This window comes from Nocardia sp. NPDC059691, from assembly GCF_042733915.1.
GTDB classification, from domain to species: Bacteria; Actinomycetota; Actinomycetes; order Mycobacteriales; family Mycobacteriaceae; genus Nocardia; species Nocardia sichangensis.
On record NZ_JBHWFB010000020.1, the window covers coordinates 77,444 to 89,088 of the forward strand.

The 11,645-nt window shown below is 70.8% G+C and carries 13 protein-coding genes; 3 read left to right on the top strand and 10 right to left on the bottom strand.

Translation table 11 applies throughout. The features are described 5' to 3' along the window. Window positions 1–69 precede the first annotated feature (69 nt). Complete coding sequence (locus ACFV2O_RS33490) at window positions 70–522, top strand: MarR family transcriptional regulator (RefSeq protein WP_356967890.1); 453 nt, start codon at window positions 70–72, stop codon at window positions 520–522. An 81-nt stretch (window positions 523–603) separates the two neighbouring features. Here the strand turns inward: ACFV2O_RS33490 and hisI are convergent, their stop codons facing one another. Genes hisI through priA form a run of 5 tightly spaced genes read right to left on the bottom strand, consistent with a single transcriptional unit; the run spans window position 604 to window position 4,328 of the window. Then, on the bottom strand, window positions 604–951 hold the full coding sequence (hisI, locus tag ACFV2O_RS33495) for a phosphoribosyl-AMP cyclohydrolase (RefSeq protein WP_195082714.1): 348 nt from the start codon (window positions 949–951) through the stop codon (window positions 604–606). A 51-nt stretch (window positions 952–1,002) separates the two neighbouring features. Then, window positions 1,003–1,947 carry a TIGR03564 family F420-dependent LLM class oxidoreductase gene (locus ACFV2O_RS33500; protein ID WP_379255609.1) on the bottom strand — a complete coding sequence of 315 codons (945 nt, stop codon included), beginning with the start codon at window positions 1,945–1,947 and terminating at the stop codon, window positions 1,003–1,005. Window positions 1,948–2,006: 59 nt separating this feature from the next. Continuing rightward, complete coding sequence (gene hisF / locus ACFV2O_RS33505) at window positions 2,007–2,780, bottom strand: imidazole glycerol phosphate synthase subunit HisF (protein WP_379255610.1); 774 nt, start codon at window positions 2,778–2,780, stop codon at window positions 2,007–2,009. Window positions 2,781–2,784: 4 nt separating this feature from the next. Then, the gene (locus tag ACFV2O_RS33510) at window positions 2,785–3,600 is read right to left on the bottom strand and encodes an inositol monophosphatase (protein ID WP_355078268.1); all 816 of its coding nucleotides are present in this window, start codon (window positions 3,598–3,600) and stop codon (window positions 2,785–2,787) included. Next, window positions 3,597–4,328, bottom strand: a complete 732-nt coding sequence (gene priA, locus ACFV2O_RS33515; protein ID WP_355078269.1) for a bifunctional 1-(5-phosphoribosyl)-5-((5-phosphoribosylamino)methylideneamino)imidazole-4-carboxamide isomerase/phosphoribosylanthranilate isomerase PriA — start codon at window positions 4,326–4,328, stop codon at window positions 3,597–3,599. Before priA ends, ACFV2O_RS33510 begins: the two co-directional genes overlap by 4 nt. A 256-nt stretch (window positions 4,329–4,584) precedes the next feature. Here priA and ACFV2O_RS33520 point away from each other — a divergent pair, with 256 nt between their 5' ends. Both ACFV2O_RS33520 and ACFV2O_RS33525 read left to right on the top strand, forming a co-directional pair. Further along, window positions 4,585–5,103, top strand: coding sequence for a nuclear transport factor 2 family protein (locus tag ACFV2O_RS33520; RefSeq protein ID WP_379255613.1), 519 nt, complete (start codon window positions 4,585–4,587; stop codon window positions 5,101–5,103). Window positions 5,104–5,535: 432 nt separating this feature from the next. After that, window positions 5,536–5,997 (top strand): hypothetical protein, encoded by a 462-nt coding sequence (locus ACFV2O_RS33525; protein ID WP_355078271.1) that lies wholly within the window; start codon window positions 5,536–5,538, stop codon window positions 5,995–5,997. 40 nt (window positions 5,998–6,037) lie between these two features. On the opposite strand, the gene hisH is transcribed toward ACFV2O_RS33525, so the two are convergent. The 5 genes from hisH to ACFV2O_RS33550 all read right to left on the bottom strand — a co-directional run bounded on the left by hisH (window position 6,038) and on the right by ACFV2O_RS33550 (window position 11,639). Then, window positions 6,038–6,673 carry an imidazole glycerol phosphate synthase subunit HisH gene (hisH, locus tag ACFV2O_RS33530; protein WP_355078272.1) on the bottom strand — a complete coding sequence of 212 codons (636 nt, stop codon included), beginning with the start codon at window positions 6,671–6,673 and terminating at the stop codon, window positions 6,038–6,040. Then, entirely contained in the window at window positions 6,670–7,284 is a 615-nt protein-coding gene (hisB, locus tag ACFV2O_RS33535; protein WP_039797249.1) for an imidazoleglycerol-phosphate dehydratase HisB, read from the bottom strand. Before hisB ends, hisH begins: the two co-directional genes overlap by 4 nt. A gap of 45 nt (window positions 7,285–7,329) precedes the next feature. Further along, on the bottom strand, window positions 7,330–8,463 hold the full coding sequence (locus ACFV2O_RS33540) for a histidinol-phosphate transaminase (RefSeq protein WP_379255614.1): 1,134 nt from the start codon (window positions 8,461–8,463) through the stop codon (window positions 7,330–7,332). Continuing rightward, entirely contained in the window at window positions 8,460–9,797 is a 1,338-nt protein-coding gene (gene hisD / locus ACFV2O_RS33545) for a histidinol dehydrogenase (RefSeq protein WP_379255615.1), read from the bottom strand. Before hisD ends, ACFV2O_RS33540 begins: the two co-directional genes overlap by 4 nt. A gap of 210 nt (window positions 9,798–10,007) precedes the next feature. Continuing rightward, window positions 10,008–11,639, bottom strand: a complete 1,632-nt coding sequence (locus tag ACFV2O_RS33550; protein ID WP_379255617.1) for a protein kinase — start codon at window positions 11,637–11,639, stop codon at window positions 10,008–10,010. Between the last annotated feature and the right edge of the window lie 6 nt (window positions 11,640–11,645).

Consider the following 11,645-nt stretch of genomic DNA (forward strand, 5'->3'; position numbering starts at 1 on the left):
AGAAGGCACACAGTGACGAAGTGGCTCGACCCGGTCGAACAACGCGCGTGGCGTGCGATCGTGGCGCTGATGACGCGGCTGCCAGGAGCCCTGGACACCCAGCTGCAGCGCGAGTCCGGCGTGACGCATTTCGAGTACTGGGTACTGACGCTGCTGTCGGAGGAACCGGGCCATCGCCTGCAGATGAGTGAGCTTGCCCACAAGGCAAATGCATCGCTATCGCGGTTGTCGCATGTGGTGTCCAAATTGGAGCGCATGGGCTGGGCACAGCGTTCGGCGACGGCGGGGCGGCGCGGCGTGCACGCGGTACTCACCGACGACGGGTACCTGAAGGTCGTCGAGGCCGCACCGGGATATCTGGAAGCCGTGCGGCACTTGGTCTTCGACGGCTTGGACGAGGCGCAGAAGGCACAGGTCGCCGAACTCGGCGAACTGCTGGCCGAGCGGCTGGCCGACGCACTCGACCGGCTCGGCGAACTCACGCCCGCGAGCCGGGACGACCAGCAACCGAACGGCTCCTGAACGTACCTTCGCCTTCACTGCGGCCATGCGCGGGCGGAGGACGAACGACGTCCGACAGCGCCCATTCGGGGCATCCCCGGTTCAGGATCGCGCGGCCAGGAGCACGTCCGAGTCGAAGCAGGTGTGCGTGCCGGTGTGGCAGGCCGCGCCTTCTTGGTCGACGATCAGCAGGATCGTGTCGCCGTCGCAGTCGAGTCGTACTTCGTGCACGTATTGGGTGTGGCCGGAAGTCTCCCCCTTGACCCAGTACTGCCGACGGGAACGCGAATAGTACGTGGCCTTACGGGTTTCCAGCGTGCGCGCCAGCGCCTCGTCGTCCATCCACGCGACCATCAGCACGTCACCGGTGGCGCGTTCCTGCGCGACGGCCGAGACCAATCCGGCGTCGTTGCGCTTGAGACGGGCGGCGATGGCGGGGTCGAGACTCATAGCACCGTTATAACAGGGGCGCCCGCGACCGAGCGCGCCCGGAGTGCACGATCAGCCCACCTGGGAGCGCTGGAGTTCGCCGAGCACCGCCCAGGTGCGCCGCTGGTCCTCCGGGGTGGTCAGATCGGTCTGCGAGAACACGACCTCCGTCGCGCCCGCCGCGAAGTACTCCGCGACGCGGGCCGCGATCAGGTCCTCGTCGCCGATCACCACGAGTTCCGCCGCCCGCGAGGCACCGGACAGCTCGATCACCCGCGCATAGGAGGGGATGTCGTCGTAGAACGTCGTCTGGGCAGCGGCGGCCGCACGGGCGGCATCGAGGTCGGCGGTGATCACGCCGGGCACCAGGACGGTGATCCGGGGTGCGGGCCGCCCGGCCCGCTCGGCCGCGGCGGTGAGCGGTGCGACGATGTGCTCGGCCAGCGCCTTCGGGCCGACCAGGAAGGGCAGGGTGCCGTCGGCCAGTTCACCCGTGACGCGCACGGCCTGCGGGCCCATGGCGGCCACCAGGATCGGCACCGGCGGGTGTGCGCCGGCCACCGCGGCGGGCAGCGGCGTGGCGGCGGTGAGCGTCTCACCGTGGAAATCCACCGTGCCGGTGTGCAACACGGTGCGCAGCGCGGTGAGGAACTCGCGCAGCCGGGTGATCGGCCGGTCGAAGGATCCGCCGAAGACCGGGTCGGCGAGGAATTTCGCGCCCAGACCGAGCCCGAGGGTGAACCGGCCGCCGGTGGCCGCCTGCGCGGTCTGCGCCTGGCTGGAGATCAGCAGCGGATGACGCGCCGTGATCGGCACCGCGGACGTGCCGACCGTGAGTCCCGGCACGGCGCGGCCGACGATCCCGGCCAGCGCGATGGCGTCGTAGCTGAGCGTCTGGCCGAACCACACGGACGACACTCCGGCGGCGAGCGCCGACTCACCCAGCGACACGGCCGGGTCCACGGCGTTGCCGGGGGCGTCGAGGGCGAACGGCGACAGCGCGATTCCGATGGTCATGCCCGATGCAACCGCGCCGCTTCGACCTGCCTTCCTGGTCGGCGAATTTCCGCCAGTCGCTACCGGATGACGATCTTCTCCGCCCGCATCGAATCCTTGACCTGGCCGATGGTCAGATCGCCGAAGTGGAACACGCTGGCCGCGAGCACCGCGTCGGCGCCCGCGTGCACCGCAGGGGCGAAGTGCTCGACCGCGCCGGCGCCGCCGCTGGCGATCACCGGGACGGTGACCGCCGCCCGCACGGCACGGATCATCGACAGGTCGAAACCGGCCTTGGTGCCATCGGCGTCCATGGAATTGAGCAGGATCTCGCCGACACCGAGTTCGGCGCCGCGCACGGCCCATTCGACGGCGTCGATGCCGGTACCGCGTTTGCCGCCGTGGGTGGTCACCTCCCACCCGGAGGGGGTGTCGGGTTGCCCCTGCGGCACGGTGCGCGCGTCCACCGAAAGCACGATGCACTGGGAACCGAATCGCTCGGACATCTCGCGCAGCACCTCCGGCCGCGCGATCGCGGCGGTGTTCACCGAGACCTTGTCCGCGCCCGCGCGCAGCAGGCGGTCCACGTCCTCGACCGTGCGCACCCCGCCGCCCACGGTGAGCGGGATGAAGATCTGCTCGGCGGTGCGGGTCACCACGTCGATCATGGTGCCGCGGTCGCCGGTGGAGGCGGTCACGTCGAGGAAGGTCAGCTCGTCGGCGCCCTGCGCGTCGTAGAGCGCGGCCAGTTCGACGGGATCACCCGCGTCCCGCAGGTTCTCGAAGTTGACGCCCTTCACCACGCGTCCCGCGTCGACGTCCAGACACGGGATCACCCGTACGGCCAACGTCATTGCCTCACCCTTTCTCCGCGGCCGCCGGATCGGCGACCGTGCAGATCATGTCGAGCAGTTCTTCGTGCACGCCGGGCGCGGCCGCGAGCACGGAGCCGGAGGCGATGGTCCACGGCTCGCCCACCAGGTCGGTGACCACTCCGCCCGCCGCGCGCACCAGCGCGACGCCCGCCGCGTTGTCCCAGGGATGGTGCCCGAACACGATCGCGCCGCCGAGCACGCCCGAGGCGGTGAACGCCAGATCGATGCCGGTCGAGCCGTGCATGCGCACCCGGGAGGACAGCCTGCTCAGCGGGCCGAGCAGGTCGAAGCGGAACTGGCCGGGGATGCGGCCGTGCGAGTCGACGTTGAACGCGCCGAAACCGATCATCGCCTCGGCCAGTTTGCCCCGCGGCAGCGGCGGCAGCGGTCGCCCGTCCAGCAGCACTGGGCCTCCGGTCATGGCGGCGTAGCGGCGGTCGAGCAGCGGCAGCCAGGTCAGCCCGAGCACCGGCTCGCCGTCGCGAACCAGCGCGAGCAACATGCCGGAGAGCGGATGCCCGGACGAGTAGTTGAAGGTGCCGTCGATCGGGTCGAGCACCCATGCGGTGCCCGAGGTGAGTTGCGGTCCGCCGAACTCCTCACCGTGCACCTCGATGCCGGTGCGCCTGCGCAGTTCGGCGGAGACGGTGCGTTCCAGTTCCAGGTCCAGCTCGGTGGCGAAGTCGTTGCGGCCCTTGGCGACCGCGCTCGGCGCGCCGATGCCCTCGATGAACCGCGGGCGGACCGAGTCCAGGATCTCGCTCGCCTCCGCGAGCAGTGCCGACAGCTCCTGGGTCATCTCACCGCGGCCAGCGCCTCGGGCAGGGTGAACCGGCCCGCGTAGAGCGCCTTGCCGACGATCGACCCCTCGACGCCTTCCGGCACCAGTTCGGCGATCGCGACCAGGTCCGCGATGGTGGAGACGCCGCCGGAGGCGATCACCGGGGCGTCGGTGGCCGCGCAGACCTCGCGCAGCAGGTCCAGGTTCGGGCCGGTGAGCGTGCCGTCCTTGGTCACGTCGGTCACCACGTAGCGCGAGCAGCCGTCGCGCTCCAGGCGCTCGAGCACCTCCCACAGGTCGCCGCCGTCGCTCACCCAGCCGCGTCCGCGCAATCGGTGTTCGCCGTCGACGATGCGCACGTCGAGGCCGACGGCGATGCGCTCGCCGTGGCGGGCGATGGCCTTCGCGCACCAGACCGGGTCCTCCAACGCGGCGGTACCGAGGTTGACCCGGGCGCAACCGGTGCTCAGGGCCGCTTCCAGGCTCTCGTCGTCGCGGATGCCTCCGGACAGTTCCACCTTGACGTCGAGTTCGCCGACGACGCCAGCGAGCAGTTCCCGGTTCGAGCCGCGCCCGAAGGCCGCGTCCAGGTCGACCAGGTGCACCCATTCCGCGCCGGCTTCCTGCCAGGCCAGCGCCGCCTCACGAGGCGAGCCGTAGCTGGTTTCGCTCCCGGCTTCTCCTTGCACGAGGCGCACGGCCTCTCCGTTAGCGACATCGACGGCGGGTAGCAGCACAAGACTCACGAGAGCAGCCTAGTGGTTACCCGGCCGCGTCCGAGTGCAGGGCCTGGGCGGATGGGAGCTCGATCACGGATTCGGGCCGATCGACGTGAGCCGGTGGCCGCCGGTGCGCGCCCCAGCCTGGCGGGTACCCCGCGAACCTTCACCTGCGCGACGTCCACGCGGCCACTGCCCCAAAATTTGTTGGCTGCGCCCACAATCTGTTAAGTTGGCGGAGCCAATGTTGGAGTCGCCAACGTTATTCTGAAAGGTGCGTTCGATGCGCAAAGTCCGGCTCACCCTCCCCCTGCTGACCCTCCCGCTGGCCGCACTCACCGCCGCCTGCGCCTCGGCCACCGCGACGCCGACGGCGGAGGTGCGCGAACTGCTGGACCGCGGGCAGATCACCGCCTTGGTCGACCGGCTCGGTCGCGCCCTGGACGAGGGACGATTCGACGACCTGCGGACGATCTACACCCCCGACGCGACCGCGAAGACACCCGGCGGCACGGCCGAGGGCCGCGACGCGCTGATCGCCCAGGCGAGCCGCAACCACGGCGAACATCTGCGCATCCAGCACGTCATCGGCAATGTGCTGATAGACCTGCGCGGCGACACGGCGGACGTCCGGGCCAACCTGATCGCCACCTTCGCGCTCGCCGCCTCCGACGGCACACCTCCGCAGCCGGTCTACACCCTCGGCGAGGTCTACCGTTTCGACGCGGTCCGCACCGGCGAAGGGTGGCGTCTGTCCCGGGTGCAAACGACCCCGATCTGGTCCACCGGCACGCGCCCGTGATCAGGGCCCGTCGAACACGCGGGAGCGGTTCCGGGCCGTAGCGGCGAGCACCGCCGTCACCACGGCCGCCGCGATCCGCGCACCCCGGTCGACCTGGAACTCCCTTCGCCGTCCGTTCGATCTCGGTGAGCGTGGGCGTGCTCCGGCGGTCGAACAGGATCGAGGCCCGCGGTCAGGAATAGCGCCGAGCTACTGCCGCCCGGTCCGGTGGCGCGGGCGACACCGTGCCCGCGATCAGGGCACAGGGTCGGCGCTGCGCCGAGCGTGAGGTCCCCGCCGGGGACGGCGCTCGCGAATCGCTCGATGGTTTCAGGGGAGCCGGGATGTCGTGATCCGCCGCGAGATCGCCGCGATCCCCGGTGGCGCGGGCGGTATCGTCTCCGCTCGGCGATCACCCCCGGTCGCCGCTTCCATTTCGCACCGAGGAAGTGCATGTCACGATCCAAAATCGCTGCCGCCCTGTCTCTTTCGGCAGCTGCCTGCTCCGCGGCCTTCGTCGCCGCTCCCGCCGCCACCGCCGCCCCGCCCGAGGAGGCGCGGCTGGCGGGATGCGAATTCGGTTCCGCCGCAGCGACCTACGACTACGCGCGGTTCGGCGACCACGCGCGGCGGATGCTCGACCTCAGCACCGGGGAATTCCGGACCGAGTTCGAGAACTTCCGCGCCAACATCCAGTCGAGCGCGGAGGCCGCGCACATCCGCGCCGAGGCCAACTCGGCCGATTGCCGCATCGTCTCGGGTGACGACAACCGGGCCGAGGTGGACGTCGACGTGGTACGGACGGTGACCAGCGACGAGACCGACGGTCTCCCGCAGACCAGCCGCATGTCGATGACCGTGACGGTGGACCGGGTCGACGGGCGCTGGCTGGTCAGCAAGGTCAGGAAGCACTGACCGGACGGCTGGTCTCGCGCGCTCCGTGCGCGGGACCGGCCTACAGCGCGTTCACCCAGTTGCGCAGCAGGTGTGCACCCGCGTCACCGGACTTCTCCGGGTGGAACTGGGTCGCCGACAGCGCACCGTTCTCCACCGCCGCCAGGAACGGCACTCCGTGCTCGGCCCAGGTCAGCTTGGGTGCGGCGAAGTGCTCGCTGGGCGGCAGATCCCACGTCTGGGCGGCGTAGGAGTGCACGAAGTAGAACCGGGTGTCGGCGTCGAGGCCCGCGAACAGCACGCTGTCGGACGGGGCGGAGACGGTGTTCCACCCCATGTGCGGCAGCACCGGCGCGGACAGCCGTTCGACCGTGCCGGGCCATTCGGCGCACCCGTCGGTCTCCTCGCCGAACTCGACGCCGCGCTCGAACAGGATCTGCATGCCGACGCAGATGCCGAGCACCGGCCGCCCGCCGGCCAGCCGCTGACCGATCAGGCGCTCGCCCCGCACCCCGCGCAGTCCCGCCATGCACGCGGCGAACGCTCCGACGCCGGGCACGACCAGGCCGTCGGCCGCCAGCACCGCTTCGGGGTCGGCGGTCACCTCCACCCGCGCGCCCGCCCTCGCCAGCGCCCGTTCGGCGGAGTGCAGGTTTCCGGAGCCGTAGTCGAGCAGGGCCACGGACTTGCCGCTCACAGGGTTCCCTTCGTCGACGGAATCCCGCTCACCCGGGGATCGAGTTCCACCGCGGTGCGCAGCGCACGCGCCACCGCCTTGAACTCGGCCTCGGTGACGTGGTGCTGGTCGCGGCCGTAGAGCACCCGCACGTGCAGCGCGATGCGCGCGTTCAGCGCGATCGACTCGAAGACGTGGCGGTTGAGCACCGTGGAGTACGGCGCGCCGGGCCCGGAACCGGGAATCACCGTGTGCAGCAGGTGATCCGGCTCCCCGGTGTGCACGCAGTAGGGGCGGCCGGACACGTCGACCGCGGCGTGCGCCAGCGTCTCGTCCATCGGGATGTAGGCGTCGCCGAACCGGCGGATGCCCGCCTTGTCGCCCAGCGCCTTGCCCAGTGCCTGACCGAACACGATCGCGGTGTCCTCGACCGTGTGATGCGCCTCGATCTCGATGTCGCCCTCCGCGCGCACGGTCAGGTCGAAGCTCGCGTGCGCGCCGAGCGCGGTCAGCATGTGGTCGTAGAAGGGGACGCCGGTGGCGATCTCGGTCTTGCCGGTGCCGTCGAGATCCAGCTCGACCACGATGCTGGATTCCTTGGTGACCCGCTCCACCCGGGCGGTCCTACTCATGCTCACGTCCAATCGAATTGTCGCCTAGGGATGTCCGGCGCCGGTTCATCGCGGTGCCAGGTCGGTGCCCGCCAGCAGTCCGCTGACCCGCAACAGTTCGTCGTTCTCGGCGGCTAGGCCGATCGTGGTGCGCAGGTAGCCGGGCAGGCCGACGTCACGGATCAGCACGCCGTGATCGAGGTAGCGCTGCCAGCTGCGCGCCGCGTCGGTGAAGCGGCCGAACAGCAAGAAGTTGGCGTCGCTGGGGATCACGTCGTAGCCGAGCTCTCGCAGCGCCGCCGCCACCCGGTCGCGCTGCGCGGCCAGTTCGGCGACGCTGCCGAGGGTCTCCTCGGCGTGCCGCAGGGCGGCGCGCGCGGCGGCCTGGGTGACCACCGACAGGTGGTAGGGCAGCCGCACCAACAGCATCGCGTCGATCACCGCGGGTGCGGCGACCAGATAGCCCAGACGCCCACCGGCGAACGCGAAGGCCTTGCTCATCGTCCTGGTCACCACGAGCTTCGCGGGGAAACGGTCGATCAGCCCGATGGCGCTCGGCTGCGCGGAGAATTCGCCGTAGGCCTCGTCGACCACCACGATGCCGGGGGCGGCCGCGAGGATGCGCGCGAGGTCGTCCTGCGGAATGCTGTGCCCGGTGGGATTGTTCGGGCTGGTCACGAACACGACGTCCGGCCTGCGCTCGGCGATGGCGGCCAGCGCGTGCTCGATGTCGAGGGAGAAGTCGGCGTTGCGCTTGGCCTCGATCCACTCGGTGTCGATGCCCTCGGAGATGATCGGGTGCATCGAGTAAGAGGGCACGAAACCCAGTGCGCTGCGGCCCGGTCCGCCGAAGGCCTGCAGCAGCTGCTGCAGGATCTCGTTGGAGCCGTTGGCCGCCCAGACGTTGCCGGACTGCACCGCGACACCGGTCTGCGCGGTCAGATACCGCGCCAGGTCGGTGCGCAGCGCGACGGCGTCGCGGTCCGGATAGCGGTGCAGGTCCGCGGCGGCCGCCCGGATCGATTCGGCGACATCGTCGATCAGCGCCCGGCTCGGCGGATGCGGGTTCTCGTTCGTGTTCAACTGCACGGGGACCGTCAATTGCGGTGCGCCGTAGGGCTTCTTGCCACGCAGGTTCTCCCGCAGCGGCAGATCTTCCAGGGTCAGGTCCGCGCCGGGCGCGTTCACCGCGCGCGTCACGACAGGGCCTCGAAACGCGCCTGCACGGCCTGGCCGTGTGCGGGCAGGTCCTCGGCGTTCGCCAGCGCTACCACGTGGCCTGCGACGTCCTTCAGCGCCGCTTCGGTGTACTCCACGACGTGGATGCCGCGCAGGAAGGTCTGCACGCTCAGGCCGGAGGAGTGCCGCGCGCAGCCCGCGGTGGGCAGCACGTGGTTGGAGCCCGCGCAGTAGTCACCGAGGCTGACCGGCGCGTACGCGCCGACGAACACCGCGCCCGCGCTGCGCACCCTGGCCGCGACCGCGGGCGCGTCGGCGGTCTGGATCTCCAGGTGCTCGGCGGCGTAGGCGTTCACCACGCGCAGGCCCTGCTCGATGTCGTCGACCAGGACGGTGCCGGACTGCTTGCCGCGCAGCGCCTCGGTCACCCGGTGGGCGTGCTTGACCACGGCCAGTTGCGTGGTGAGCGCGGCGTCCACCGCGTCGGCCAGGTGCGCGCTGTCGGTGACCAGCACGCTCGCGGCGAGGACATCGTGCTCGGCCTGGCTGATCAGGTCGGCGGCGACGTGCACCGGATCGGCGGTCGCGTCGGCGAGGATGGCGATCTCGGTGGGCCCCGCCTCGGCGTCGATGCCGACCAAACCGCGGCACAGCCGCTTGGCAGCGGTGACGTAGATGTTGCCCGGCCCGGTGATCAGATCGACCGGTTCCAGCTGCGCGCCGTCGGTGTCGACGCCGCCGTAGGACAGCAGCGCGACGCCCTGGGCGCCGCCGACCGCCCACACCTCGTCGACGCCGAGCAGTTGCGCGGCGGCCAGGATGGTGGGGTGCGGCAGCCCGCCGAACTGGGCCTGCGGCGGCGAGGCCACCACCAGCGAGCCGACGCCCGCGGTCTGCGCGGGCACCACGTTCATCACGACGCTGGACGGGTAGACGGCGTTCCCGCCCGGCACATACAGGCCGACCCGCTCGACGGGCACCCAGCGCTCGGTGACGGTGCCGCCCGGCACCACCTCGGTGGTCTTGTCGGCGCGCCGCTGGTCGGCGTGCACCTTGCGCGCCCTGGCGATGGATTCCTCCAGCGCGGCGCGGACCGCCGGATCCAGCCGCTCCAGCGCGGCTTCCAGCTCGGCCGCGGGCACCCGCACCGTCGCCGGGATGACCCCGTCGAAGCGCTCGCTGAACTCCAGCGCCGCCGACACACCGTGATCACGGATCGCCTCGACCACCGGGCGCACCTGATGCAGCACCGAGTCCACGTCGACTCCCCCGCGCGGCAGCGCGGCGCGCAGCTCGGCGACGGAGGGAGTACGACCGCGCAGATCGACGCGGGCGAGCTCGATGCGGGTTGTCATGTGGTGTCGGTCCTTGTCTCCAGCTGATTCCGCAACAGGAAAGTTGCCGTTACCAGCCTAATGGGCCGACGCCAGCCGTTATCCGCGTGGTCCGGGCGGCGGGGCGGCAGTGGACCCATGTGCGCAGGTCCGGGCGGCGGGGGTGTTCTCGCGGCGCGCCGAGTCCGGCACCGCTCTCGATCTATCGCGGGGGTGGGCCAGGCTCACGCGTCAGCGGGTGTCGCTGTCGATGAGCACGGACCCGTTTCCGGGATTGATCAACCGGAGCGTCACCGACTTGTTCCGGCTCCCGTAGGACACGCTGGCCACGTTGACGTCCACCGAACCGTCCGCGTTGACGCCCGAACCGCCGCCGGTGTCGACGGTGTTGAACGTCGACACCCGATTCTGCGTCCAATAGTCCTCGAAGGCTTGCTGGCTGCCGTATACCTGCTGGGCAGCGGGGGTCAGCTGTTTCCAAGCAGCGGAGAAGCTCGAGTACGTCAGATTGTTGTAGAAGTTCACCACTAGATCGATGGACTGCCGCGAGTCGGCCTTGCCGACGCTCTTCGTCTCCCCGACCGAGGCGGCGGCCGACGTCGTGTTCGCGCCCGGGCGCGTCGACGCGACCACGGAAGACGTGCTGCCCTGGGCCGTGCTGGTGCCCGAACCCGACGAACTCATCATGTTCACCACGATGGCCCCGACGACGGCGACCGCGCCGATCAGTGCGCCGATCAAGATCGCGCGCCGTTTGCCGCCCGAGCCCTGCCGGGACTGCGGCCGCGGCTGGGCCATGGTGCGGGGGTGCGTCGCGGTGTCCGGGTGGGCGGGTGGCGGCGGGGGGACCGGACGGGAGCGCGGCTGGCGCTCGGTCGGCGTGTAAGGCGTCGACGCCATCGCCGAAGGCCGCAGCTCGCGGGTCGCCGATTCGGGCTGACCCGCCCTCGGCCGGGCGAACGCCTCGCTGGCGGGCACGAATCCGGCGGCCACCGGGGCCGGACCCGCGTCGGCGAACGCGGCGAGGTGCTCGCGCGCCGCCCGCATGCTCGGACGCTCGCGCGGCTCGGGGCTGAGCAGGTCGAGCAGGAAGTCCGTGGCGGGGCCCGCGTTGCGCGGTTCGCTCAGTTGACCGTTCGCGGCCGCGTAGAGCACCGCGAGCGGATTGGAGCCCGCACCGTAGGGCGGTTCGCCCTCGAGCGCGTGGAACAGCGTGGCGCCCAGCGCGAACACATCGGAGGCGGGACTCGGATCGGAGCCACGGGCGACCTCGGGCGCGAGGTAGGCGGCGGTGCCGCAGATCAGCCCGGTCTCGGTGAGGGTGACGTCGCCGGTGGCGCGGGAGATGCCGAAGTCGGTGATCTTCACCGTGCCGTGATCGTCGAGCAGGATGTTGCCCGGTTTCACGTCACGGTGCACGATGCCCGCCTGATGCGCGGCGATCAGCGCCGAGGCGACCTGCTCGCCGATCCGCGCGACCTGGGTCAGCGGCAAGGTGCCCTGCGCGGCGATCACCGCGGCCAGGCTCTTGGACTTCAAGTACTCCATCACCAGGCAGGGGTCGCCCTCGTGCTCGGTGATGTCGAACACGACGATCGCGTTCGGATGCTGGAAGCGGGCGGCGTTGCGGGCCTCCCGGATCGCGCGCTGGCGTACCACGTCGCGTTCGGCCTCGGGCAGGCTCGGCTGGATGTGGATCTGCTTGACGGCCACGGAGCGCTGGAGGCGTTCGTCGACGGCACGCCAGACCACGCCCGTGCCGCCGCTACCAATCCGCTCGACCAGGCGGTAATGCTCCGCGATCAACTGACCGGTATCGATGGCGCCTACTCCGAACCTTCTCGAAATCGTGACATCCCGCATATTGAT

Excerpts from the sequence above, each read along its gene's own strand:
- ACFV2O_RS33490 (WP_356967890.1), top strand. The coding sequence starts at position 70 with ATGACGCGGCTGCCAGGAGCCCTGGACACCCAGCTGCAGCGCGAGTCC.
- hisI (WP_195082714.1), bottom strand. The coding sequence starts at position 951 with ATGAGTCTCGACCCCGCCATCGCCGCCCGTCTCAAGCGCAACGACGCC.
- ACFV2O_RS33500 (WP_379255609.1), bottom strand. The coding sequence starts at position 1,947 with ATGACCATCGGAATCGCGCTGTCGCCGTTCGCCCTCGACGCCCCCGGC.
- hisF (WP_379255610.1), bottom strand. The coding sequence starts at position 2,780 with ATGACGTTGGCCGTACGGGTGATCCCGTGTCTGGACGTCGACGCGGGA.
- ACFV2O_RS33510 (WP_355078268.1), bottom strand. The coding sequence starts at position 3,600 with ATGACCCAGGAGCTGTCGGCACTGCTCGCGGAGGCGAGCGAGATCCTG.
- ACFV2O_RS33520 (WP_379255613.1), top strand. The coding sequence starts at position 4,585 with ATGCGCAAAGTCCGGCTCACCCTCCCCCTGCTGACCCTCCCGCTGGCC.
- ACFV2O_RS33525 (WP_355078271.1), top strand. The coding sequence starts at position 5,536 with ATGTCACGATCCAAAATCGCTGCCGCCCTGTCTCTTTCGGCAGCTGCC.
- hisB (WP_039797249.1), bottom strand. The coding sequence starts at position 7,284 with ATGAGTAGGACCGCCCGGGTGGAGCGGGTCACCAAGGAATCCAGCATC.
- hisD (WP_379255615.1), bottom strand. The coding sequence starts at position 9,797 with ATGACAACCCGCATCGAGCTCGCCCGCGTCGATCTGCGCGGTCGTACT.
- ACFV2O_RS33550 (WP_379255617.1), bottom strand. The coding sequence starts at position 11,639 with ATGCGGGATGTCACGATTTCGAGAAGGTTCGGAGTAGGCGCCATCGAT.